Genomic DNA, 23743 nt, shown 5'->3' with positions numbered 1-23743 from the left:
CAGGGTGATCCAGGCCCAGTCGTAGTAGCGCTCTCCCTTCGCACCCGCGCCGGCGGAGAGTTGCTGCCATGCCCAGCGGGGCAAGCTGGCGACCAGAGCGTCGGCGCGGATCGGACCGGCTGAGGTGCGGACGTGGCGGTCGCAGCCGATGGCCAGCACGTAGCCGATCTGCTGCACCTCGCACTCGACGCGCAGGCCCGGATCGTTGCCGTAGACCTCGTCGCCGGTCACCCACCGGGCTGGGGTGCCCGCGCGCAGGGCGCGGGTGAGCATGCCGGTGGCCAGCGCGGGCTTGGTTGCGAAGTCGACCTCGTCGGGCACTCCGGCATCGACCAGTCGGTCGGGGTCGTCGATCCAGCACTTCGGGAGGTAGAGCTCGCGGTCGATCATCGCGTGCCCGCGGCTGCTGGCGTAGGTCAGGTAGACCGCGACCTGGGCGTTCTCGATCCGCCCGGCCGTGCCGGTGTACTGCCGTTGGACACCGACCGTCGCGGCGCCCTTCTTCAGATCGCCGGTCTCGTCGACTACCAGCACCGCGTCGGTGTCGCCAAGCGCACCGACGACGTAGTCGCGCAGATCCTCACGCACTCCGTCGGTGTCCCAGCTTGCCCGAGCCAGCAGGTACTGCATGCCGTGCGGATCGGGGTCTCCAGCGTGCTCGGCGATGGTCCAGCAGTTCTTCCGCGGTAGATCGGCCAGCAACCCCAGCACGAACCCACGAACCCGCCGCCGGGTCTCGACCCGGCCGAACCGCCCAGCCATCCGACCCAGCAGCCGGTCGGCCTCGGCGTCCCACCGCCCTGGTCCTACGCTGTGGCCCGCGGCCACCGCTTGATCTTCTGATGTCGACACAACGGACGATGATCACGCGGTGGCCGCGCCGCGTTCCGGGCCACCCCACCAGCAAGATCACGACTTACGGCTGGAGTACTAGGCCGGCATGCATGTCGCGCAACAGGTCGTTGTCGGAGAGCACCTCGATCGTCTCGCGCAGCCGCTCGATCTCGCCGGACGGCACGACGTCGGCGACATGACGGCCGCGGGCGAGCACCGCCACAGTCTCTCCGCCCTCGGCCCGGCGGACGGCCTGCTCCCAGGCCGCGGCCTGCTCACTGGGTGCGTGCAGGTCGTCGGCCGAGACGCTGACCGGCTGCTCGCTCATGCGACGAGGATACGGTCAGCACTGCGCAAGCGGGGCGGCTCGGGAAGGTCAACGGACCGCTTGGGGACCGTTCTCGTCCCCAGAAGCCTCGAACACCGACCAGCAGATCTCGTTGCGCAGCCTCTGGTCGTCAAGTACGAGCTCGCGGATCGACTCGGGGAGCTGATCGCGCTGCCACTGGCACTCGAGGCGCCCTGCGGCCTCCCTCAGCCCTTCCGGTGCCGCTGCACGTGCAGCCTTGATCGCGTACGCGGCCGCGCCGAGCTCGTGCGCGGCGACATGGGCGACGGCCCCGGCCTGGCCGGCGGCGTACGCGGCATGCCGTGCTGCCCCCTGCAGGTCCCTGGCCGCCCCCATCGCGTGGCCGCCCGCCGCGCGGGTCTGCATCATCTTGACCTCGCCACGCACCCAGGCCCGGGCGTGCTCGATCGCCTGGCGCGGTCGCGGGTCTCCTGGCCGGGCCGGGACGCGACCCCGGGCCGACTCGAACAGGCCGAGGACGTGCTCTGCACACGATGCAGCCCATAGAGCGAGGAGACGGTGATCCGTATCGGTGAGAGTTCCCCCGCGGCGGATCGTCACGAAGCGAGGGTCCCGGACCGTAGAGAGGATCATGGCCTGCACTCCCTGCTGCGGGCGTCGGAACGACTCCCCGCAGTGTGCCCCTGCGACCTGCACGACCGTCAGGGCACACCCTCGGCTGGGACTCGCCGGGGATGCCGGCGTTCCCCGATTCACCCGAGCAGGTCCGGCTCGCCACGCTTCTGTGTCCAACTGCGCGTTCAGGCGTACCGCGCGCCGCAGACCGCGACTTAGTTCGACGTCAGGATTTCTACGACTTCGAGACAGCCCAGAGGAAGGAGCGTGTCGACATGAGCGTCTCCACATGGATCCTGGTCGGTGGCGCGCTCTGGTTGGTCGGCGCGACGCCGGTTGCCCTTCTCCTCGGACGAGTCATCCGCGCACGGGACGAACAAGTGCCCAGGGATGCAGTACCGGCGCGCTCGGAGTCCGCAGTATGACCGGATTGCCTGTCTGCGCCCGCTAGACCTGCTGACGGTTCGTGTAGATCAGAAAGCTCTAGCGGCGGTACACGGTGCCGTCCGGGCCGACGACTCCAGGCTCTATGAATGATCACTTGCGCGGGCCGGTGGAACCGGACCGGCGGCGTTGCACCCGATCGAGAGTGCGCCGGCTACTCGGCGACCGCGACGAAGCAGTACCGGTTGATGCTGAACAGGTAGCTGTCGTCCGCCCCGCGCTCCCGCAGGTCGGTCATCCATGCCTCGACGACCGCTTCCGTCAGTCCCTGCCGACCGGCCACGAACCGCGCGATCGTCTCGATGGTCAGCGCGCTGTAGGTGTTCTGCTCGTACGTCGGATTGAACAGGGGGATCAGGTGCCGCCCGGTCACCCGGAAACCGGCCCGACGGAACGCTCCGGGCAGCGCGGCGGGCAGATGGGCATGGACGAGGTGCTCCTCCCATGCGGCCATCACTCGCCGATGGCGCTCCCGATCGGCGACGTGCCACACGACGGAGTCCCAGTCGGTGTCCAGGACGACGGCCCGTCCGCTCGTCCGCAGTACGCGGCGCAGTTCCGTGAAGGCTCGGGGGATGTCCGCGACGTACTCGTAGACCTGGGTCGACACGACGGCGTCGAAGGCGGCGTCGGGGTACGGCAACGTCAGGGCATCGCCGTCGTCGATGCCGGCCCACGACCTGTCCTTGATCAGGTCCCGGGCGGCGGCGTTCATCGGCGCGCTCTGGTCGAGCCCGCGGACCGCGCCGCCGGGCCCGACGGCGTCGGCCAGCGAGGCCACGAGGAAGCCGGGCCCCGATCCGACGTCGAGGACGCGCTCGTCCGGCCGGGCGGCGAGGAGTGCGAGAACCTCCGCGCGCTGCTGCACGACGTCGGGAGTGGAGTAGACGCGCCGGATGTGGCGAGCAGCGTCTTCGTCGAACTGCAGCATCGACATGCCGACCTCCTGTGTCGGGCCGTGCCCGCAGAGTCGCGGCCCGTCCGGATCCCGTTACGCCTGGAAGATCGACACGGGCCCGCCTCGGCTGCGTAGCCTGCGACGCATGGGCATTCGTCTGGGCTACCAGATCCCGAACTTCACCTACGGCGGCTCGGTCGCCGACCTGTTCCCGACCGTGATCGCACAGGCGCGCGAGGCGGAGGCGTCGGCGTTCGACGCCGTGTTCGTGATGGACCACTTCTATCAGCTGCCCGGACTCGGCCGGCCGGACGAGCCGATGCTCGAGGCCTACACGGCGCTGGGTGCGCTGGCCACGGCGACCGAGCGCGTCCAGCTCTCGACCCTGGTCACCGGCAACACCTATCGCCAGCCGACCCTGCTGGCCAAGGCGGTGACCACGCTCGACGTCGTCAGCGGCGGCCGGGCGGTGCTGGGGATCGGCGCCGGCTGGTTCGAGCTGGAGCACAAGCATCTCGGGTTCGAGTTCGGCACGTTCACCGAGCGGTTCGCCCGGCTCGACGAGTCGCTGCAGATCATCGAGCCGATGCTGCGCGGGCGGCGCCCGAGCGTGGACGGTGCGTGGTACCACGTCGAGGACGCCATCAACGAGCCGCGGATCCGCGACGACCTGCCGATCATGCTCGGCGGTGGCGGGGAGAAGAAGACGTTCGGGCTCGCCGCGCGCTACGCGGACCACCTGAACATCATCTGCGACCCCGCGGACCTGCCCCGCAAGTTGGAGGCGCTCGACCAGCGTTGCGCCGAGGCCGGCCGGGACCGCTCGACCATCGAGACCAGTTCGCTCGTGTTCCTGCTGGTGGATGAGGACGGCGACAAGGCTCGCCAACTCCAGCGCGAATACCTGCGCAAGGTCGGTGCGAACCCGGACGCGATGTCGGACGAGGAGTACCAGGCCGCCACCGCACGCCAGTTCGCAGGCACCCCGGACGACGTGGCTGCCGACCTTCAGCGGCGGATCCTCGACCCGGGTGTCGACGGGCTGATCGTCAACTGTGTCGCGAACGGCCACGAGCCGGGCGTGGTCACGATGGTGGGCGAGATGCTCGGCAAGCTGATCCGCTGACCGGCTACCCGGACTCGCCGGTCATGTGTCGTTCCGGCTCGGCGATCAGCGCCGTGAGGACGTCGAGATCGACGTCGGAGAGCCGCTTCAGGTAGAGGCACGACTTCCCGGTCGAATGCGGGCCGAGTCGCGCGAGGAGGTCGAGGCGTTCCTCGAAGCCGTCCATGAGGTAGATCGTCGTCGCGGTCTTGCGGGGGGAGAAGCCGGTGACGGGCCAGTCCAGCTCACGCCCGTCGGCGTCGGTGGGACGGGTCTTCGGAGCTGACACGATCGGTCACCGTATGCCCACTGCCGGACGCGAACCAGGAAGCCCGATGACCGACGAATCCGACGCCGATCCGCTGGCGCGTTCCCAGCTGACTCCCGCGGCGGGCAGGCCCGCCCGCCGCGCGCTGGCTGTCCACGGCTACACCACCTACGAACACCTCACCACCGCCACCGCCGCCGAGCTACTGAAGATCCATGGCGTCGGGCCGAAGGCGATCCGGATCCTCGGCGAGGAGCTGACGGCGAGGGGCCTGGACTTCCGCGTCCGTCCGCCTGGCTGACGACACGTGAGCACCACCTCGCGGGGAGGTGCACCCCGGGTGTACCTGTGGGCGGGTGATGCCGTCGCACCCCGGCGGGCGTCACGCTCGGCCGCATGACCCGCGACGACCCGGCCACGCCGATGCGCTGCGAGGTCGTCGTGGCAGGCCCGGTCGCCGCCGCCGTCCTCACGCGCCTGTGCACCCGGTTCGACGTCTCGTCCTCGCCAGGTCGCGATGGCGACACCGTGCTCGTCGTCGACGGCGCGGACCAGGCGACCCAGCGCGCCTTCCTGATCTGCCTCTGGGACACCGGGCAGGTCGTCGTGGGCCTGAGTTCCCTGCCCCGCTGAACGGGACATTTCCTGCCGAGCCCCGTGCGCAGTGGTAAGGACCTGGGTGCGATCCCCAGAAGGAAAGGTGCCGCCCGCATGAGCCTCGACGTCGACGCCCTGCTCTCCGAGCTGACCCTGGAGGAGAAGGCGTCGCTGACGTCGGGTTCCTCGTTCTGGTACACCGCGCCGGTCGAGCGGCTCGGCATCCCGAAGATCATGGTGTCGGACGGGCCGCACGGGTTGCGGGCGCAGCCGGGGGAGGGCGATCACGTCGGGCTCGGCGGCAGCCTGCCCGCGACGTGCTTCCCGACGGCGTCGGCGATCGCCTCGACGTGGAACTCGGATCTGCTGCGCCGGGTCGGCGAGGCGCTCGCGCAGGAGGCGCGAGCGGCGAACCTGTCGGTGATCCTGGGCCCCGGGATCAACATGAAGCGCTCGCCGCTGTGCGGGCGAAACTTCGAGTACTTCTCCGAAGACCCCTACCTGGCCGGTGAGCTGGGCGTGGGGATCGTCGAGGGCATCCAGTCGCGCGGGGTGGGCACCTCGGTCAAGCACTACGCGGCCAACAACCAGGAGACCGACCGCTTGCGCGTCGACACGCAGGTCGACGAGCGGACGCTGCGGGAGATCTACCTGCCGGCGTTCGAGCGGATCGTGAAGACATGCCAACCGTGGACGATCATGTGCTCCTACAACAAGGTCAACGGACTGTCGGCGTCGGAGAACCCGTGGCTGCTCACCACGGTGCTGCGGGAGGAGTTCGGGTTCGCCGGGCTGGTGGTGTCCGATTGGGGTGCGGTCTACCACCGGGTTCCCGCCGCCCGGGCAGGCCTCGATCTGGAGATGCCGCCGAACCTGCCGCGCAGCCCGGACCAGGTCGTCGCCGCCGTCCGGGCCGGTGAGCTCGACGAGCAGGTTCTCGACGCGCGGGCCCGCGCGGTCCTCGAACTGGTGGACAAGGGCATGGGCGTGCTCGACCTCGACGAGGAGTTCGACGCCGAGCGCAATCACGCCCTGGCCCGGGCCGCAGCGGCGGAGTCGGTGGTGCTGCTGAAGAACGACGACCGGATCCTGCCGCTGGCGTCGGGGAGCCGGATCGCCGTGATCGGCGAGTTCGCCCGGACCCCGCGGTTCCAGGGCGCGGGCAGCTCGCAGGTCAACCCGACGAAGGTGGAGAACGCTCTCGACGAGCTGCGCGCGGCGTTCGGCGACGTGACGTTCGCGGCCGGTTACGGGATCGGCGATACGAGCGCAGACGAGGCACTGCGCGCCGAGGCCGTCGACGTCGCGGCGGCCGCGGACACCGTGGTGATGCTGATCGGCCTGCCCGGCGCCGACGAGTCGGAGGGCTTCGACCGCACCCACATGAAGCTGCCCGCCAACCAGATCGCCGCCCTGCACGCGGTCGGGGCCGCGAACCGGAAGGTCGTGGTCGCGCTGGTCAACGGCTCGACGGTCGAGCTGGGCGAGGTCCTCCCGCACGCCCGCGGGGTGATCGAGGCGTGGCTGGGTGGGCAGGCCGCCGGGGGTGCGATCGCCGACGTGCTGTCCGGGAAGGTCAACCCCTCCGGCCGGCTCGCCGAGTCGGTGCCGCACCGGCTGGAGGACAACTCGTCGTACCTGAACTTCCCCGGCGACTCCCGCGTCGTCCGCTACGGCGAGGGCCTGTTCATCGGCTACCGCGGCTACGACGCCACCCACACCGACGTCGCGTTCCCGTTCGGCTTCGGCCTGTCCTACACCACGTTCGCGACGTCCGACCTGGACGTCGCGGTGTCGGGATCTGTCGCTGCGGGCGACCTGGCCGCGCGGGTGACGGTCACGGTCTCCAACATCGGGCCGGTGGCCGGCGCCGAGGTCGTGCAGGTCTACGTCCGCGACGTCGAGGCCTCGGTCGCCCGGCCCGTGCGGGAGTTGAAGGGCTTCGCCAAGGTCGCGCTGGAGCCGGGGGAGTCCCGACAGGTCGCCGTCGACCTGGACCAGCGGGCGTTCTCGTTCTGGTCCGAGCTGCTCGGGAAGTGGGTGGTGGAGGCCGGCGACTTCTCGATCGAGGTCGGGCGGCACTCGCGTGACCTGCCGCTCACGCGCACGGTCGCGGTCGACGCGCCGTCGATCGCCCCGCCGCTGACCGCCGACTCGACCCTGCACGAGTGGATGGCCGACGAGCAGGGGCTGGCGCTGATCAAGGAGGCGGTCGCCGCCGGGCAGCACGACCCGACCCGCGACGCGGAGCTGGTGTCGGTGATCGGCACCATGCCCATGTCGACCCTCGCCGCGTTCGAGGGGATGAGCATCGACCACGACACCCTCGACAAGCTGGTCGAACGCCGGCACGCACACTGAAGGGGTGCCGCGCCTGCTGCTGATCAACGGGCTCCCGGGCAGCGGCAAGTCGACCCTCGCGGCCCGGTACGTCGCGGACCGGCCCCTGGCGCTCTGCCTCGACATCGACGTCGTGCGGGGGCTGCTCGGTGCCTGGATGGACATGCCTCACGACGCCGGGCTGCTGGCGCGGCGGCTGGCGCTGTCGATGGCCCGGCTCGTGTTGGGGGAGGGGCACGACGTCGTCGTGCCGCAGTTCCTGGGCCGGCCCGGGTTCATCGGCGAGCTTGAGGCCTTGGCCGCCGAGCTCGGGGTGGAGTTCGTCGAGGTCGTGCTGGTCGAGGAACCCGACGTCGCGGCCGCGCGCCTGGCCGAGCGCGCGGCCGGCCCGCTGTCGCCGGTCCAGCGCGACGCGCACCTGATGCTCGACCGGGCCGGCGGCCTCGACGTAGTGTCGGAGCTGCACCGCCGGCTGCACGGCGTACTCGCCGACCGGCCCGGTGCGCGCCGCGTCGTACCGGTGCCCGGCGACGCCGAGCAGACCTACCGCGCTCTTCTCGACCGCCTGTGACCCGTGCCAGGGTGAGCGGCGTGGCGACGTTCCGCGAGCAGCAGGTCCGCTTCGCCTTCGACCAGGACGTGCCCCGGGTCAACCGCGTGGTCCGGGAGCGTCAGCTCGAGGTCGTGGGCGGCGTGCCGCTCGACGAGTGGGCGCGGCCGAGCCGGTGCCCGGGCTGGTCGGTGCACGACGTCGTCCGGCACGTCGCGCAGATGAACGAGATGGTCGTCGGCGTCGCCGCGGCGGCCCGGGTCGGCGAGCGCTACCACCGGGCGCGTCGGTTCGACCCGAGGACGACCCCGTCGGAGTGGCTCGCGGAGGCGCCCGCGGCGGATCCGGAGGAGACGCTGGCGGCCTACGTGCAGAGCACCGGCGCGGTGGTCGAGGCGGGCGGTGCGCTCGGCGCGGACGTGCTGGTGGGCACGCCCGTCGGCCTGCAGGTGTGGCCGCGGATGGTGCTGCACGCCCTGTTCGACGCGGTCGTCCACGAGCGGGACGTCACGGAGCCGCTGGGCCGCTCGGCGCCGGCCATCCCCGAGCAGTTGCCGGTGGTGGCCTACGTGCTGCTGGTCGCGGCCCGGGTGGCCTGAGCGGTCGACCGGGAGTTCGCGGTGACGCTGGACGTGGGCGAGCAGGTGCTGAGCGTGTCCGTGCAGGGTGCGGACGTCGAGGTGGTTCCGGGGGAGCGGAACGCCGCGGCGCCCGTTCCGGCCGACCCGCTGCTACTGCTCGACGGGCTCAGCGGCCGCGTGCCCCTCGACGAGGTACTGACCGCGCCGGACGACGTGCGCGCGGCCCTCGGTCTGCTCGCCCGGAACATGTGACGGCGCCGTCAGCCGACCGGCTGCAACGGCACCAGTGACGGCTGCATGCCGGGGCTGTCGACCGGCCACCCGTCCATCCGGGCCAGGAAGCCGAGGACGCCCGCCGCCCCCCAGTGCCACGACGGCTCGTCCGCCAGGGTCCACTCGCCGTCGACGCGGGTGCCGTGCCAGGACCACCCCGTCTCCGCCTTCACGGCCGTGGCGACCAGCCACTTCTGCGCGTCCTGCGCGGCATGCACGAAGGTGTCGTCGCCGGTGACCAGGCCGAGGTCGTGCAGGTACCAGCCGGTGCCCGCGACCCCGCTGTTGAGCGCGGAGTGGACGCGGTCGCTGCCCTCGAACTCCGCCCACGTGCGGCCGCCCTCCTCCGGCAGCGCGACCGCCGTCAGCCACCGCCCGGCGGCACGGGCGCGGTCGAGCTGGCGCGCGTCACCGGTGATGGCGTGGGCCTGCAGGTAGACCCACCCGATCCCGGCGGCGCCCTCCTCCATCCCGGTCGCCCGGTTGGGATCGGCCTCCTCCCCGCCGGCGTCGACCATGATCGGCCAGTTCACGCCGTCGCCGGCCGGCGTGGCCGTGTCGTCGAGGAAGGCGAGCGGGCGCCGGGCGACGTCGAGCCAGTGCGCGTCGCCGGTGCTGACGTACATCCGCAGGAACGCGTACGCCGCGCCGGCCGCCCCCGACAGGTAGCCGGTGTTGCGCGCGTCCTCGGTGTCCGACTCGGGCATGCCGCCGTCGTCGTCGAGCACGCTCTCCAGGTACGCCGCGCCGCCGCGCGCGTACTCGGCGTACCGCGCGTCGCCCGTGCGCTCGGCGAAGACGCTCAGGGCGTAGACGATCCCGGCCTGCCCCTCGCCCATCCCGTTGCGGTACGACAGCTCGCCGTCGTCGCTCCACGCCCAGCGGCACATCTCCGGGCAGTCGACGTCGTCCCCCTGGTCGTCGCCTGGGCCCTCGGCGCGGCTGACGACCCAGTCCATACCGGCCAGGGCGGCGTTCCGGTAGCGCTCGTCACCGGTGCGTTCCCCCATCGTCCACAGCAGGTCCGCGATGCCCGCGGCGCCGTCGTCGAACGAGGTGTAGGCCATCACCGCGGTCCCGTCCGGGTCGCGGTAGTCCGGCCAGCGCCCGGGCGCGCCGTCCTGGGCGCCGACGAGGAAGTCGGCGGCCTGCCGCGCTGCGGCGAGGTAGGTGTCGCGCTCCTGCCGGTCGTCAGTGACGTCGGCCAGGGCCAGCAGGCCGTTCGCGACCCCCGCCGCGCCGACGTCGCGATCGGTCTGGAAGTGCGGCGCCTGGATCGCGCTGCGCCAGGCACTCCCTCCGGTCTCCATCGGCACGGCGGCCGAGACCAGCCCGTTGCCGGCTCCCGCGAAGTCGGGGGCGGCGGTCGGCTGCGCTGCCTGGCACGCGCCGGTCAGGAGCGCGGCAAGAGCGGCCAGCACGACGGTCGCCCGTCTCACGCAGCACCCGGACCCGTGCGGGGCACCGCCACACGGATCGACGACCCCTGGTTGACCGCGGACGGCCTGTCGGCGAGCTCGACCACGCCGAAGTCGAATCCCTTGGCCTTGAGGGCGTCGATCGCCTGCGGCAGGTAGTCCCACTGCTCGATCGGGCAGTCGACGGTGTCGCCGGCGTCGTGCAGGAGGATCGCCGCCTGGTCGACGGCCTCGGCCACGACGTAGTCGCGCACCTTCGCCGCGCCGGGGCACTCGAAGTCGCCCGCGAGGTTGGAGTCCCAGTGCCACAGGACACCGGGGCTGAGCCTCTCCTGCGCGAGCACCTCGTCCGCCGCCGCGGACGACTCGCCGTGGGGGTAGCGGAACAGCGTCGGCGCCGTGCCGGTGATCTCGGTGAGGACCTCGCTCGTCCGCGTGATCTCCTCCCGTGCCTGGTCCGGCGTCAGCTCGGGGAAGGTGGGGTGGGTGAAGGAGTGGTTGCCGATCACGTGTCCCTCGTCGCGGATCCGCTTGACGAGGTCAGGGTGCCGCGCCGCGTGATCGCCCTGCAGGAAGAACGTGGCGGTGACACCCTTCTGCTTCAGCACTTCGAGCACGTATCCCGTCCGCTGCGGCGACGGGCCGTCGTCGAAGGTGAGGGCGACGAGGGGCCCGGTGGCCTGGCGTGGTTGCGCCACCGGCACGGCGGCCGGTGGCAGAGCCGCGGCCAGCGCCGCGCGCTCGGCTTCCCGCGACCGGACGGCGTCCACGAAGAACGCACCGGCCCCGACCGTCGCGGCAGCGAAGAGCACGAGGACGGCGAGCACGATCCGCCGCCGCCGCTTCATCCCGTTCGTCGGCGGGCGTGGAGTCGCTCCGCGGCTCAACGGACGGCGCGCAGTCCGCGGCGGGCCAGGCGGACGAGCAGGAGCGCGGTGAACAGCACCGTCACGACCACGAGGATCGTGGCGATGACGTTGATGCCCGACGCGGCTGCCACCGCAGCTGCGGTGCTGCCGCCTGCGGCTCCACTGCTCAGGAATGCCGTGTTCTCCGCGTACACCTTGTCCTCCCCTTGATCAGTTCCGGTCACCAGGCCTGGCGCTTGTTGCGCAGGCACTTCGCCGCGGCCGCGACGGCGCAGAGTTCGAGGAAGAACCCGTACAGGTCCTCCACGACGAGGACGGCCACAAGCGCCATGTCGCCGGCGGTCCGGCCGCGCACGCGCCACGCCGACGTGACGCGCTCCGCCCACATCACGGCGACGGGGATGAGCCCGATGAGCGCGTACCGCATCGGCACCGCGTAGATCAGCATCAGGGCCAGCATGAAGATCCACAGGAGGCGGCAGAGCACGCTCAGCGAGAACAGGAAGTAGGCGAAGATGTCGCGGCGCGTGGAGGGGATCCAGCCGCGCTTGAGGCACTCGTCCATGCCGCCGCGCCCCCACCGCAGCCGCTGCGTCCACAGGTCGCGGAACCGGGTGGGCGGCTCGGTGTAGACGTGTGCCTCGCGGGCCGCGCCGACCCGCCAACCCCGCGACTTGAGGTCGAGGGTGAGGGCGTAGTCCTCGATCAGCGACTCGTTGTCCCACGGCTCGGGCCTGCCCCGCAGCTCGACGACGTCCTGCAGCGCGACCCGCCGGTACATCGCGGCCGCGCCGCTGGCGACGTTCACCTTCCACCCGCGCAGCTCGCGCAGGTCGTCGTACCGCGCGTACTCCAGGCGCTGCAGGCGGCGGACCAGCCCGCGCCCCTCCTTCGCCCAGTACCGCGCGCACACCGCACCCAGCTTCGGGTTGTCGATCAGCTCCTTGGCCATCTTCTCGACGGTGTCGGGCAGCAGCACGGTGTCGGCGTCCATCGTCAGCACGAAGTCGCTGGCGCGCCCGTGCGTCTGCCAGCCGTGGTTCATCGCGCCCGACTTCTTGTGCTTGTTGTAGAGCATCTCGAGCACGGTCACGGGGTAGCGGCGGGCGATCTCGGCGGTGCGGTCGGTGCTGTTGTTGACCACGACCACGACGGCGGTGATCTGCAGCCAGTCGGGCGACTCCTGGCCGAGCAGGCCTTCGATCGTCGAGGCGATGCCCTCTTCCTCGTTGTACGCGGGCACGATCACCGTGACCGTCGAGACGGTGGGCCGCGCCTCCGGCTCCGCGTCACGGGGCCCCCGCTGCGCGGGCACGACCGGTGCGGGCGCCGGTGCGACCCGGGGGAGGCGCTGCGTCGAGGGTTCCGGGATCCGGAGGGCCTCCGTCGCCGGGTCCATGACGGGCGGGGCGGCGGCAGGCGGGAGGGGCGCGGCCAGCCGGCGGTAGAACGCCGTCGTCGCCGCGGTGGACTGCGGGTCGAGGGCGCGGACGGAGCGGTCGGCGCCGCCGTAGCCGGGCCGGGGCGCGAGTACCGAGGCGATGGCCAGTGCGACGCCGCGGCCTGCCGACGGGCTCTGCGCGGTCTGCAGCACGGTCGCCAGCGCCCGGAGGTCCACGTGTGGCCCCGGGGGAGTCTCGACGATCACGGTCGCGCCCGGGCGGGCGTACGCCGCCACGGCGGCCACCATCTGCGGTGCGGCGGCGGGCTCGTCCGTCGCGGCGATCAGCGCGGTGTCGAAGCCCTCGGCGAGCCGGCGGTCGCCCGTCGGCACGTAGTCGCCGCCGCGCAGCGCCGCGACCAGTGCGGTGTCGGTGGCCGCGTCGACGCCGGACCGCCCGTGCGCGAGCCGGCCGATCCGCCGCACGTCACGGTCCAGACCGATGACGAGGTAGCCGGCGCGGACGGCGCGCAACGCCACCTGCACACCGGCCCGGCCCTGGCCGACGACGACGACCTTGGCCGCTCGTGGTCGGTGCTCGACCCGGGCATGCCGTCCCCTGGGCAGCGCACGGTCGGTGCGCGGTGCCCCGAGCGCTGTACCGGTCATCCCCGCCCGTTCTCGATGTGTCGACTGCCGTGCGTTGTCACCGTGGGTGATCACGAGGTCGTCAATCGCTCGTTCGGCTGATGCGATCACCCACAAACGGCTGATCGAACGTGACGAACAGCCCGTTACAGCCTTGTGATAGCCCTGCTCGCAACCTCGGCGCTTCGTGTGGCCGGCCTGGGGAGACCTGGTCACATGGATGCACCTACGCCGACTTCGGGTTGTTCGGCAATGTCGAACGTCAACGGTTGTTGCCCTTGCCCGGCGGCGTTACGTTGCTCACTACTTCGACTGAGGAGATGATCGATGGCGATCACCGCTGTTGCGCTCGGCCCGGAATACCGGGCAGCTGCACTTCGGCGCCTGGGCGAGGAGCAGTTCGACGTCCTGGTGATCGGCGCCGGGGTCGTGGGTGCCGGCGCCGCGCTCGACGCCGCGAGCCGGGGCCTCAAGGTCGGGCTGGTCGAGGCCCGCGACTTCGCCTCGGGGACGTCGAGCCGGTCGTCCAAGCTGGTGCACGGCGGACTGCGGTACCTCAAGCAGCTGAACTTCGCGCTCGTGTTCGAGGCGCTGCGGGAGCGCAAGCTCATCCTCGAGAAGCTGTGCCCGCACCTCGCGCGACCGGTGGAGTTCATCTACCCGCTGGAGAAGACCCTCGTCGACCGCGCCTGGGTCGGCACGGGCGTCGGTGTGTACGACGTCCTCGGCGCGGGTCGCGGCGTGCCCAGCCACCTGCGGCACCTGTCGAAGAAGGCGACGCTGCGCTCGTTCCGGTCGGGCAAGCCCGGCGCGATCAAGGGTGGCATCGCCTTCTACGAGGGGCAGCTCGACGACGCCCGCCACACGATGGCGATCGCGCGGACCGCGGCGGAGTACGGCGCGGCCGTCGCCACGAGCACGAGGGTCACGTCCTTCATCCGCGACGGCGACAAGGTCGTCGGCGCGGTCGCCCGCGATCTCGAGTCGGGCGAGGAGATTCGGATCCGCGCGAAGGCCACCATCAACGCGGCGGGGGTCTGGACCGACGAGATCCAGGAGATGATCGGCGGCAAGGGACAGTTCCGGGTGCGCGCGTCGAAGGGCGTGCACATCGTCGTCCCGCGCGACCGGATCGACTCCGACACCGGTCTGATCACCGAGACCGAGAAGAGCCTGCTCTTCGTCATCCCGTGCCCGTGGAGCCCCGACTTCTGGGTGATCGGCACGACGGACACGAAGTGGGACCTCGACCTGGCCCACCCCGCCGCGAGCAGCGCGGACATCGACTACATCCTCGCCCACGTCAACGCCCTGCTCGCGAAGCCGCTCACCCGCGACGACGTCGTCGGTGTCTACGCGGGCCTGCGGCCGCTGCTCGCCGGGGAGTCCGACGAGACCAGCAAGCTCTCGCGAGAGCACGCGTGCATCAGCCCGGTCCCCGGTCTGGTGATCGTGGCGGGCGGGAAGTACACGACGTACCGGGTGATGGCCAAGGACGGCGTCGACCTCGCCGCGAAGGCCCTCGACAAGCCGGTGGGGCCCTGCCTGACCGACGACGTCCCTCTGGTCGGTGCCGAGGGCTACAAGGCACTGGTCAACACCAAGGAGGCGCTGGCCGCCCGCTCGGGGCTCCCTGTCGAGCGGATCGACCATCTGTTGGGCCGGTACGGGTCGGCGGTCCGCGAGGTGCTCGACATCGTGGCCGAGCACCCCGAGCTGGGCGAGCCCCTGGAGCACGCCCCGCGCTACCTCAAGGTCGAGGCCTACTACGGCGCCTCGCACGAGGGCGCGCTGCACCTCGACGACCTGCTGGCCCGCCGGTTGCGGGTGTCGATCGACACCTGGGACCGCGGTGTCGACGTCGCCCGCGAGGTCGCCGACATCGTCGCACCGGTCCTGGGCTGGGACGAGGCGACGATCGAGCGCGAGGTCGAGCACTACCGGGCGCGGGTCGCCGCCGAACGCGACTCGCAGGCCCAGCTCGACGACAGAACGGCCGACTCCGCACGGCTCGGGGCCCCCGAGGTCCGGGTCGGAGCCGGGTGAGCACCACCTGACAGAACGGCCCGCCGCAGGCCACCCCTGCGGCGGCGCCGCATCGCCTGCCCGCCGGGCATTACCGATGCCCGTCGACGTGTCGACGAAAGACTCCCTGGTCGGGTGAGTCCCGTACGGGTCTCTCCTGAGTTCGCGTGTGCCCTGTCGGGTAATGCACGACTTTGTTGATCTTCCACTGCGCACTGTGGCACGGAGGCTCGCGTGAACACGCTCACGAACGGTCAGATCTTCCTCTACGAGACGCTGGGCACGGCAATGTTGCTGCTGCTCGGCTGCGGCGTCGTCGCCACCGCGATCCTGCGCGACAGCAAGGGGTTCGGCGGCGGCTGGCTGCTCATCAACTTCGGCTGGGGCCTCGGCGTCTTCGCCGGTGTGTACGTCGCCTTCCCGACCGGCGCGCACCTGAACCCGGCCGTGACGGTGTCCCAACTGATCATGGGTGGGATCACCGGCGGACAGGCGATCTTCTACTTCCTCGGCGAGTTCCTGGGTGCCTTCATCGGCGCCGTGCTCGCCTGGGTCGCCTTCAAGCAGCACTTCGACCTGGAGGAGGACGCGGGGGCCAAGCTCGCGGTCTTCTCCACCGCGCCGGCCATCCGTTCGGCCGGTTGGAACCTCGCCACCGAGGCGATCGGCACCTTCGTGCTGATCTTCCTCATCCTCATCTCCGGCGGCACCCCGACGCAGCTCGGCCCACTGTTCGTGGCGCTGGTCGTCGTCGGCATCGGCAACTCGCTCGGTGGTCCCACCGGGTACGCCATCAACCCGGCCCGTGACCTCGCTCCGCGGATCGCGCACGCAATCCTGCCGATCAAGGGCAAGGGATCGTCGGACTGGGGTTACGCCTGGGTGCCGGTCGCCGGGCCGATCGTCGGCTCGATCGTCGCCACCCTGCTGTTCAAGGCCATCGGGGCCCAGTCACTGATCGACACGATCAAGGCCGCGGCCTCGTGACGGGCCGCCGCACCTGCACCGTCCCCGCGCACGAGACCCGGCATCACCGATCAGGAGAAACCAGATGAGCGAACAGTACGTGGCCGCGATCGACCAGGGCACGACGTCCACCCGGTGCATGATCTTCAACCAGGCCGGCCGGGTCGTCGTGTCCGACCAGAAGGAGCACGAGCAGATCTTCCCGCGGGCGGGCTGGGTCGAGCACAACGCCAAGGAGATCTGGGACAACACCCGGTCGGTGACGGCCGGTGCGTTGGCCAAGGGCGACCTCAGTGCCTCGGACATCGTCGCCGTCGGGATCACCAACCAGCGCGAGACCGCGCTGGTCTGGGACAGGACGACCGGCGAGCCGGTGTACAACGCCATCGTCTGGCAGGACACCCGCACCGACGCGATCGCCAAGCAGCTCGGTGACCTGGGCGGCGGGGCCGACCGGTACAAGGACAAGGTCGGGCTGCCCCTGGCCACCTACTTCTCGGGTCCGAAGATCCGCTGGGTCCTCGACAACGTCGACGGCGCCCGGGAGAAGGCCGAGGCGGGCGACCTCGCGTTCGGCAACATGGACACCTGGCTCATCTGGAACATGACCGGCGGCGTCGACGGCGGCCTGCACATCACCGACCCGACCAACGCCTCGCGCACGATGCTCATGGACCTCGACTCGCTGTCGTGGGACGAGGGCATCGCGGGTGAGATGGGCATTCCGGTGTCGATGCTGCCCGAGATCCGGTCGAGCTCGGAGGTGTACGGCGAGGTCCGCGAGCGCGGCACGCTGCACGGCGTGCCGATCGCCGGGATCCTGGGCGACCAGCAGGCGGCGACGTTCGGCCAGGCGTGTCTGGCGGTGGGCGAGGCCAAGAACACCTACGGCACCGGCAACTTCATGCTGATCAACACCGGCACGCAGAAGGTACCGAGCAAGAACGGCCTGCTCACCACCGTCTGCTACAAGATCGGTGACCAGCCGACCGTGTACGCCCTGGAGGGCGCGGTCGCGGTGACCGGGTCCCTGGTGCAGTGGGTCCGCGACAACATCGGGCTCATCGGCTCGGCGCCGGAGATCGAGACGCTGGCCAAGACCGTCGAGGACAACGGCGGCGCGTACTTCGTGCCGGCGTTCTCGGGCCTCTTCGCCCCGTACTGGCGCGGCGACGCCCGCGGCGCGATCGTCGGCCTCACCCGCTACGTCAACAAGGGCCACCTCGCCCGCGCGGTGCTGGAGGCCACGGCCTTCCAGAGCAAGGAGCTGCTCGACGCGATGAACGCCGACTCGGGCGTGGACCTCACCGCGCTGAAGGTCGACGGCGGCATGGTCCAGAACGAGACCCTGATGCAGTTCCAGGCCGACATCCTCGGCGTCCCGGTGATCCGGCCGGTGGTCGCGGAGACCACCGCCCTCGGTGCCGCGTACGCCGCGGGCCTGGCCGTCGGGTTCTGGCAGGGCGAGGACGACATCCGCGCGAACTGGGCGGAGGACAAGCGCTGGGAGCCCAACATGGACGACGCCCAGCGCGAGAAGTACTACCGCAAGTGGAAGAAGGCCGTCACCAAGACCTTCGACTGGGTCGACGAGGACGACTGAGCCGAGAAGCGTGCCCGTCGGCGGGCCGGGATCCCGGCCCGCCGACGGTGCCGTCGAGATCGGCCGACGGTCGTACCGGCATCATTGCCGCGCGGGTTCCGGCAGCGCTTGCGCTCCTGGTGATCCCGCCAGGCGCGGGCCGGAACCGGAGGACACGGTGCAGCGATACGGGGCGGGGGTCTCGGAGCAGGACCTGCTCAGCGCGTTCGACAACGCGCCCATCGGCATCGCCGTGCTCACGCCCCAGGGCGTCGTCACCCTGTGCAACGCGGCGATGGGCCGCCTGCTCGACCGCGATCCCGCCGAGTTGGTCGGCCGGACGTTCTTCGACGTGACCCACCCCGACGACCTCGACGACGCCCGGCGCAACTGCGTGCGCATGCAGGCCGACGACGTACGGATCCTGCGCCACGAGTGTCGGTTCGTGCTCGCCGACGAGCGGATCATCTGGGTGTCGGTGAGCACGTCGCGGGTGCCCGGGACCGCCGGCCACCCGGCACATCTGATCATGCACATCGAGGACGTCAGCGACCGTAAGCGCTTGGAGGCGGAGCTCAGCCACCGTGCGCTGCACGACCCGTTGACCGGCCTGGCCAACCGCACCCTGTTCACGGAGCGGATGCGCGAGGTGCTGGGCGGGCGGAGCCGGCCGATTCGGTCCGGGCACCTGTTCTACCTCGACCTCGACGGGTTCAAGGAGGTGAACGACCGGTTCGGGCACGCCGTGGGCGACGTCGTTCTCACCCAGCTCGCAGCCCGGATCGTCGCGCTGCTGCGCGCCGGCGACGTCGCGGCCCGGCTCGGGGGAGACGAGTTCGCGGTCCTCTGTGAAGACACCGAGCCCCACCACGCCGACTCCATCGCCGAGCGCCTGCGGACGGCTGCCGCGGAGCCGTTCGTCGTCGACGGTGCGACGATCACGCTCTCCGCCGCCGTGGGGTGCTGCCCGACGGACCACACGGACACCGCCCTGCTGCTCCGCGAGGCGGACCGGCGCATGTACGAGAGGAAGCGCAGGCGGGCGGTGCCCGTGCCCCGCGACGGAACCGGGGGATGACGACGTGCCCGCCTGGGTCTGTGTGCGCTGCGGCGTGCAGTACCCCGACACCGCCGCACCGCCGGCGTCGTGCCCGATCTGCGAGGACGAACGGGAGGCCGTACCCGCAGAGGGGCAGCGCTGGACGCACACGGCCGAGCTCGGGAGTGACCACCGCACCGAGATCCGGACCGAGGAGCCCGGCCTCACCGGGATCGGGGTCACGCCGGCGTTCGGGATCGGCCAGCGGGCCCTGCTGGTGCGGACGGCGGCGGGCAACGTGCTCTGGGACTGTGTCCCGCTGCTCGACGAGCAGGCCCGGCGCGCGATCGACGAGCTCGGCGGCCTGAGCGCGATCTGCCTGTCGCACCCGCACTTCTACGCCGCGCACCTCGAGTTCGCCGCGGCGTTCGACGCACCGGTGTTCCTGCCGCGGGCGGACGAGCAGTGGATCCCCCGGAACTCGTCGCGCATCGAGCTGTTCGACGACGAGATCGAGCCGGTGCCGGGGCTGACCGTGGCCCGGATCGGCGGGCACTTCGACGGCGCCTGCGTGCTGCACTGGCCGGAGGGAGCGCAGGGGCGGGGCGCGTTGCTGACCGGCGACACGATCATGGTCGTCGAGGACCGCGGGTGGGTCAGCTTCATGTGGAGCTTCCCGAACCTCATCCCGCTGGACGCCGAGACGGTCACCGGGATCGCGCGACGGATCGGCCGGTTCCGGTTCGACCGGGTGTACGGCGGGTGGTGGGGGCACGTGGTGCTCGACGACGGCGCCGCGGCGGTGCATCGTTCGGCGGCGCGCTACGTCGAGCGGCTGCGGGGCGTGCGGCCCTGAGGCCCGGCATGCCCGCGGTCAGGCCGGCAGTTCGGCCCAGACGGTCTTGCCCGCCGGATCGGCGTCGCACCCCCAGCGCGCGGCCAGCGTCGACACGAGCTGCAGCCCGCGGCCCCGGCCGGCATGCGGGTCGAACGGGCGGATCTGCGGGGATCCCGGGTCGCCGTCGTGCACGGCGAGGCGCAGCACGGAGCCGCTGAGCCGGACGATCAGCTGGAACCGGGTGCGCGCGTGGTCGAGCACGTTGGCGACGAGCTCCTCGACCACCAGGAGCGCGTCGTCGACGGTGTCGTCGGACAGTCCCCAGCCGGCGAGCAGCGTGCGCAACCGGCGCCGGATCTGCCCGGCCACCGTGGCCACCGGCTCGTGGCTCGAGGTCATCGACCGTGGCGGACACGCGGTGTCGACCATCGCCCCGACGCCACCTCCCTGTGCCCCCAGGCCGCTCCGATGGCGATCGTGCAGCCGAACTCCCCCTACTACCCGGATCGAACCAGCACCACACGAACGGGAAATGAGGGCATCCCCGGTAACGGAGCGTGACATCAGGGCGTGGAGAGCCGGACCGCGAACGCAACGACGTCGTCCTGCGCGTCGAGCCCGAGCACCTCGACGGCCGCGTCGACCATCTCCGCAGGTGATCGGTCGGGGAGTTCGGCCAGCAGGAGTCGCAGCCGGTCGATGTGGTCGTCGAGGTCGTCGACGTCGTCGCCGCGGCGTTCGACGAGACCGTCGGTGTAGAAGAACAGCGTGGAGCCGGGATCCAGGAGGTGATGATGATCACATCGAGGACCTGATCGTAAGGAGGGGTAGCCGAAGAGGATGTCGTGGTCCTCGAGCAGCACCGTCGTGCCGTCCGGACAGAGCAGCACCGGCGGTGGGTGACCGGCGTTCGACCAGGTCATCGACCACTGCCCGGTCGCGATCCGGCGCAGGTGGGCCAGCACCGCGGTACCCGCGGCCGGGAGCCCGAGCCCGGTGGTGGCCAGTTCGAGCGCCGTCAGGGCGTGCGACGGCGGTTCACCCGGGTGGTCCCACGCGGCCTGCCGCAGCATGGCCCGGACCTGGCCCATGAGGGTGGCTGCCTGCAGCGTGTGGCCGACGACGTCGCCGACGCAGACCGCGATGATCTCGTCGCCGGGCCGCTGCGGATCGGGGATGAACGCGGCGTCGTACCAGTCGCCGCCGACGTACTCGCGGGAGTCGGCCGGGCGGTAGCGCGCCGCCATCTCGAGCCCCGGCACGTCGGGCAGGCTGGTGAGCATCGCGTGCTGCAGCTGGTAGGCGACCCCGGTCCGATACTGCAGGCGCAGCGCCCGGTCCAGTGCCTGGCCCGCGAAGCCGGCGAGGGTGGTCACCGTCAGCTGGTCCGACGGCTCCAGCGGGTGCGGTGCGTCCCAGCCCAGCAGCAACGTGCCCAGAGGGCCGTCGTCGTGCAGCAGCGGAGCCGCGACGAGAGCGTGCAGGCCGCGGTCGCGCAGCCAGGCCCGGTCGGACCCGGGGTGGTCGGCGTCGAAGCGCAGGCGGTCCGGGTAGGTGACGACCCGGCGCTCCGCCTCGGCGACGGTGGCCGCGAACAGGGGAGTGGGGTCGCCGGGCAGTACCGCACCAGCCGCAGCCGCAGCTCGGTGGAGCAGGCGCCGGCGAGATCGGCCAGGGCGGTCAGCTCGTCGTCGGTCCACTCCCGCGGCACGTGTCGATGGCGCACAGCGACCCGAGGACGGTGCCGTTCTCGTCGGTGAGTGGCATCCCGACGTAGGCGACGACGCCGAGGTCGTGAACGGCACGGTTGTCGCGGAGCAGCGGATGCTCACGGGCGTCGGTGACGATCAGCGGCTCGGCCGAGGCGACGACGTACTGGCAGAACGAGTGGGTCAGCGGGGTGGAGCGGGTCGACGCCCACGGCTCTGTAGGCCCACCATGCCCGGGAAGACCCGCTCGGCCAGGGCCTGCATCTGCTCGTCGGCGACCGCCGTGAGTCCCGACTCGGCGAGAGCCTGCACGCGGGCCGGATCGCTGAGCAGCGCGCACCGCACGGCGTCCGCCGCCGACTGGTCGGACCCGGCCGTCACCACGTGAACCGCGCTCACCCCTCCGGCCACACCGCGACTGAGGGCCACGGTCCTCCGTCTCGGAGGACGTGGATCGGCGGTGGGGGATGCCGGGGTCGCGTCTGCCTGACACGGTAACTCTTGAGCGCGCGCGACGTCGTGCCGCCGGGGAGTGATCGACTGCGGGTCCGCCGCAGCGACGGGTGGCGGGGCGATCAGTGGCTGAGCGTCGCGACCTGCCAGCGGCCCTGCCCGAGCAGCTCCAGGCGCTCGGCGTGGAACTGGTTGAGCGTGCTGCGGTGCCCGACGCTGACGATCACGGTGTCGGGCAGCTCCTCGCGCAGGAGCGTGTAGAGGGCGTGTTCCATGCCCTCGTCCAGCGCCGAGGTGGCCTCGTCGAGGAACGCCACCTTGGGGCGGACGAGCAGGAGGCGGGCGAAGCCGAGGCGCTGCTGCTCGCCGGGCGACAGGCGGCGGCTCCAGTCGGTCTCCTCGTCGAGCCGGTCGACGAGGTGGGGCAGCTGTACCTGGCGCAGCACGGCAGCGGCCCGGTCGTCGTCGACGCCGGTCACCGGCCCGGGGTAGGCCAGGGCGGTGCGCAGGTCGCCGAGCGGGACGTAGGGCTGCTGCGACAGGAACAGCGCGTCGTCGCCGAGCGGACGGCGGACCGTCCCGTCGGCGTAGGGCCACAGGTCGGCGAAGCTGCGGAGCAGGGTGGTCTTGCCGCTGCCCGACGGACCGGCGACCAGCAGCGCGTCGCCGGCCGTCAGCCGCAGGTCGAGGTCGTCGACGAGGACGCCGTCGTCGGGCAGCCGGACCGTCAGGTCGCGGACCTCGAGGCCGTCGCCCTCCTCGATGGCCACGGACGGCAGCGCGCGGGCGTCCGCGTCGGCGTCGAGCAGGCCGGTGAGGCGGATGAGCACGGCGCGGTAGCTCGCGAAGTCGTCGTACGCGAGGCGGAAGAACGACAGCGCGTCGTGCACCTGGCCGAAGGCGGAGGCGGTCTGCTGGACGTCGCCCAGGGTGAGCTGGCCCGCGAAGTACCGCGGGGCCTGGATCAGGAGCGGGATGATCTGCGAGAACTGGCTCACGATCACGTTGAAGCCCTGGAACTTGAGGCTCCGGAACACGATCGCCCAGGCGTTGTCGATCACGGCGGCGAAGCGCGTGTTGAGCACCCCGCGCTCCACGCCCTCGCCGCGGTGGAATGCGATGCCCTCCGAGTTGTCGCGCAGGCGGACGAGCGAGTAGCGGAACGAGGCGTTGAGGAGCTCGTTGCGGAAGTTCAGCCCGATGAGCGGGCGCCCGATCCGGAACGCGAACACCGTCGCGATGATCACGTACAGGTAGGCCGCGAAGACCATGCCGCGCGGGATCTCGACCCCGCCGAGGACGAGCGGCCCTGACAGCTGCCAGAGGATCAGCGTGAAGGACACCAGGGCCACGAGCGATCCGACGGCGCCGGTGGCCAGCGACATCGAGACCGCGGGCATGGAGGCGACGTCCTCCTGGATGCGCTGGTCGGGGTTGTCGACCGACGAGCGGGTGTAGCGGCCCCGGTGATAGGCGCGGCCGTCGAGCCAGTCGCCCACCACGTGGTTGTTGAGCCACACCCGCCAGCGGATGACCAGCCTCTGCTGCAGGTAGAAGGCGAGCAGTGTCTGGGCGAGGGCGGCGACCGACAGCACGGTGAAGATCAGGATGTAGCGCCCGAAGGTGGGCGCGTCGAGCTCCTGCAGCGCGGTGTAGAGGCCGTTGGTGATGTAGGAGTTCACGACCTGCACGCGGACCGCGATGATCACGAACAGCAGTACGGCGAACGCGTTCAGGAGCGGCCGCCACCCCTCCGGCCCCCGTGGGGAGAAGAAGGGGAACGACAGACGGCGGAACTGACGCCCCCACACGGTGAACCTGGTGAGCATCGCCACGGCGATCACGCAGCCGACCAGAGCGGCGAGCGTGACGCCGACGATCCAGACGAGGCTCGTGAACCACTCGGTCGACCAGTCCACAGTCACTGCGGCATCCCCCTACGGTTCCTGCGGTCGGAGCGCGCAGCCTAGCGAGACCGCTTCCGGCCACCGGGAGCGTGC

General features: G+C 71.4%; 26 protein-coding genes. 12 read left to right on the top strand and 14 right to left on the bottom strand.

Features of this window, described 5'->3' with window-relative positions; all coding sequences use genetic code 11:
- The 4 genes from RM445_RS09380 to RM445_RS09365 all read right to left on the bottom strand — a co-directional run.
- The coding region (locus RM445_RS09380) for an IS701 family transposase (RefSeq protein ID WP_311555765.1) at window positions 1–771 on the bottom strand (771 nt) is incomplete at its 3' end.
- Window positions 772–916: 145 nt separating this feature from the next.
- Window positions 917–1162 carry a hypothetical protein gene (locus tag RM445_RS09375; RefSeq protein ID WP_311555740.1) on the bottom strand — a complete coding sequence of 82 codons (246 nt, stop codon included), beginning with the start codon at window positions 1160–1162 and terminating at the stop codon, window positions 917–919.
- A gap of 48 nt (window positions 1163–1210) precedes the next feature.
- Window positions 1211–1744 carry a putative immunity protein gene (locus RM445_RS09370; RefSeq protein ID WP_311555739.1) on the bottom strand — a complete coding sequence of 178 codons (534 nt, stop codon included), beginning with the start codon at window positions 1742–1744 and terminating at the stop codon, window positions 1211–1213.
- 613 nt (window positions 1745–2357) lie between these two features.
- Complete coding sequence (locus RM445_RS09365) at window positions 2358–3140, bottom strand: methyltransferase domain-containing protein (RefSeq protein WP_311555738.1); 783 nt, start codon at window positions 3138–3140, stop codon at window positions 2358–2360.
- 106 nt (window positions 3141–3246) lie between these two features.
- Here RM445_RS09365 and RM445_RS09360 point away from each other — a divergent pair, with 106 nt between their 5' ends.
- Entirely contained in the window at window positions 3247–4227 is a 981-nt protein-coding gene (locus RM445_RS09360) for an LLM class F420-dependent oxidoreductase (protein ID WP_311555737.1), read from the top strand.
- Between the two features lie 4 nt (window positions 4228–4231).
- On the opposite strand, the gene RM445_RS09355 is transcribed toward RM445_RS09360, so the two are convergent.
- The gene (locus RM445_RS09355; protein ID WP_311555736.1) at window positions 4232–4495 is read right to left on the bottom strand and encodes a DUF1801 domain-containing protein; all 264 of its coding nucleotides are present in this window, start codon (window positions 4493–4495) and stop codon (window positions 4232–4234) included.
- Between the two features lie 46 nt (window positions 4496–4541).
- Here RM445_RS09355 and RM445_RS09350 point away from each other — a divergent pair, with 46 nt between their 5' ends.
- The 6 genes from RM445_RS09350 to RM445_RS09325 all read left to right on the top strand — a co-directional run bounded on the left by RM445_RS09350 (window position 4542) and on the right by RM445_RS09325 (window position 8794).
- Window positions 4542–4775 carry a helix-hairpin-helix domain-containing protein gene (locus RM445_RS09350; protein ID WP_311555735.1) on the top strand — a complete coding sequence of 78 codons (234 nt, stop codon included), beginning with the start codon at window positions 4542–4544 and terminating at the stop codon, window positions 4773–4775.
- Window positions 4776–4870: 95 nt separating this feature from the next.
- Window positions 4871–5107, top strand: coding sequence for a hypothetical protein (locus tag RM445_RS09345; protein ID WP_311555734.1), 237 nt, complete (start codon window positions 4871–4873; stop codon window positions 5105–5107).
- Between the two features lie 78 nt (window positions 5108–5185).
- Window positions 5186–7432, top strand: a complete 2247-nt coding sequence (locus RM445_RS09340; RefSeq protein ID WP_311555733.1) for a beta-glucosidase — start codon at window positions 5186–5188, stop codon at window positions 7430–7432.
- A 4-nt stretch (window positions 7433–7436) separates the two neighbouring features.
- On the top strand, window positions 7437–7982 hold the full coding sequence (locus tag RM445_RS09335) for an AAA family ATPase (protein ID WP_311555732.1): 546 nt from the start codon (window positions 7437–7439) through the stop codon (window positions 7980–7982).
- Between the two features lie 20 nt (window positions 7983–8002).
- Complete coding sequence (locus tag RM445_RS09330) at window positions 8003–8560, top strand: maleylpyruvate isomerase family mycothiol-dependent enzyme (protein ID WP_311555731.1); 558 nt, start codon at window positions 8003–8005, stop codon at window positions 8558–8560.
- Between the two features lie 21 nt (window positions 8561–8581).
- On the top strand, window positions 8582–8794 hold the full coding sequence (locus RM445_RS09325; RefSeq protein WP_311555730.1) for a hypothetical protein: 213 nt from the start codon (window positions 8582–8584) through the stop codon (window positions 8792–8794).
- A gap of 8 nt (window positions 8795–8802) precedes the next feature.
- Here the strand turns inward: RM445_RS09325 and RM445_RS09320 are convergent, their stop codons facing one another.
- The 4 genes from RM445_RS09320 to RM445_RS09305 are packed head-to-tail and all read right to left on the bottom strand — an operon-like array spanning window position 8803 to window position 13152.
- Window positions 8803–10254 (bottom strand): hypothetical protein, encoded by a 1452-nt coding sequence (locus RM445_RS09320; RefSeq protein ID WP_311555729.1) that lies wholly within the window; start codon window positions 10252–10254, stop codon window positions 8803–8805.
- Window positions 10251–11081 (bottom strand): polysaccharide deacetylase family protein, encoded by an 831-nt coding sequence (locus RM445_RS09315; RefSeq protein ID WP_311555728.1) that lies wholly within the window; start codon window positions 11079–11081, stop codon window positions 10251–10253. Before RM445_RS09315 ends, RM445_RS09320 begins: the two co-directional genes overlap by 4 nt.
- A 35-nt stretch (window positions 11082–11116) precedes the next feature.
- Window positions 11117–11296, bottom strand: coding sequence for a hypothetical protein (locus tag RM445_RS09310; RefSeq protein ID WP_311555727.1), 180 nt, complete (start codon window positions 11294–11296; stop codon window positions 11117–11119).
- A 26-nt stretch (window positions 11297–11322) separates the two neighbouring features.
- Entirely contained in the window at window positions 11323–13152 is a 1830-nt protein-coding gene (locus tag RM445_RS09305) for a glycosyltransferase (RefSeq protein ID WP_311555726.1), read from the bottom strand.
- A gap of 306 nt (window positions 13153–13458) precedes the next feature.
- On the opposite strand from RM445_RS09305, the gene RM445_RS09300 reads away from it, so the two are divergent.
- The 5 genes from RM445_RS09300 to RM445_RS09280 all read left to right on the top strand — a co-directional run bounded on the left by RM445_RS09300 (window position 13459) and on the right by RM445_RS09280 (window position 19599).
- Window positions 13459–15177 (top strand): glycerol-3-phosphate dehydrogenase/oxidase, encoded by a 1719-nt coding sequence (locus RM445_RS09300; RefSeq protein ID WP_311555725.1) that lies wholly within the window; start codon window positions 13459–13461, stop codon window positions 15175–15177.
- Window positions 15178–15390: 213 nt separating this feature from the next.
- Window positions 15391–16143, top strand: a complete 753-nt coding sequence (locus tag RM445_RS09295; protein WP_311555724.1) for an MIP/aquaporin family protein — start codon at window positions 15391–15393, stop codon at window positions 16141–16143.
- A gap of 64 nt (window positions 16144–16207) precedes the next feature.
- Window positions 16208–17725 carry a glycerol kinase GlpK gene (glpK, locus tag RM445_RS09290; RefSeq protein WP_311555723.1) on the top strand — a complete coding sequence of 506 codons (1518 nt, stop codon included), beginning with the start codon at window positions 16208–16210 and terminating at the stop codon, window positions 17723–17725.
- Between the two features lie 157 nt (window positions 17726–17882).
- Entirely contained in the window at window positions 17883–18782 is a 900-nt protein-coding gene (locus RM445_RS09285) for a sensor domain-containing diguanylate cyclase (RefSeq protein WP_311555722.1), read from the top strand.
- A gap of 4 nt (window positions 18783–18786) precedes the next feature.
- Window positions 18787–19599 (top strand): MBL fold metallo-hydrolase, encoded by an 813-nt coding sequence (locus RM445_RS09280; RefSeq protein ID WP_311555721.1) that lies wholly within the window; start codon window positions 18787–18789, stop codon window positions 19597–19599.
- An 18-nt stretch (window positions 19600–19617) separates the two neighbouring features.
- Here the strand turns inward: RM445_RS09280 and RM445_RS09275 are convergent, their stop codons facing one another.
- The 5 genes from RM445_RS09275 to RM445_RS09260 form a co-directional block, all read right to left on the bottom strand.
- The gene (locus RM445_RS09275; protein ID WP_311555720.1) at window positions 19618–20010 is read right to left on the bottom strand and encodes an ATP-binding protein; all 393 of its coding nucleotides are present in this window, start codon (window positions 20008–20010) and stop codon (window positions 19618–19620) included.
- 134 nt (window positions 20011–20144) lie between these two features.
- Window positions 20145–21281, bottom strand: coding sequence for a PP2C family protein-serine/threonine phosphatase (locus tag RM445_RS09270; RefSeq protein ID WP_311555719.1), 1137 nt, complete (start codon window positions 21279–21281; stop codon window positions 20145–20147).
- On the bottom strand, window positions 21262–21429 hold the full coding sequence (locus tag RM445_RS32315) for a GAF domain-containing protein (RefSeq protein ID WP_397469266.1): 168 nt from the start codon (window positions 21427–21429) through the stop codon (window positions 21262–21264). Before RM445_RS32315 ends, RM445_RS09270 begins: the two co-directional genes overlap by 20 nt.
- 44 nt (window positions 21430–21473) lie before the next feature.
- Entirely contained in the window at window positions 21474–21689 is a 216-nt protein-coding gene (locus RM445_RS09265) for a hypothetical protein (RefSeq protein ID WP_311555718.1), read from the bottom strand.
- Between the two features lie 176 nt (window positions 21690–21865).
- Entirely contained in the window at window positions 21866–23668 is a 1803-nt protein-coding gene (locus RM445_RS09260; protein WP_311555717.1) for an ABC transporter ATP-binding protein/permease, read from the bottom strand.
- Between the last annotated feature and the right edge of the window lie 75 nt (window positions 23669–23743).

Origin of the sequence: Pseudonocardia charpentierae, assembly GCF_031845345.1 — a bacterium.
Taxonomy (GTDB): Bacteria; Actinomycetota; Actinomycetes; order Mycobacteriales; family Pseudonocardiaceae; genus Pseudonocardia; species Pseudonocardia charpentierae.
Note: the sequence above shows the minus strand (reverse complement) of the source record. Positions and strands in the feature narration are given on the sequence as shown.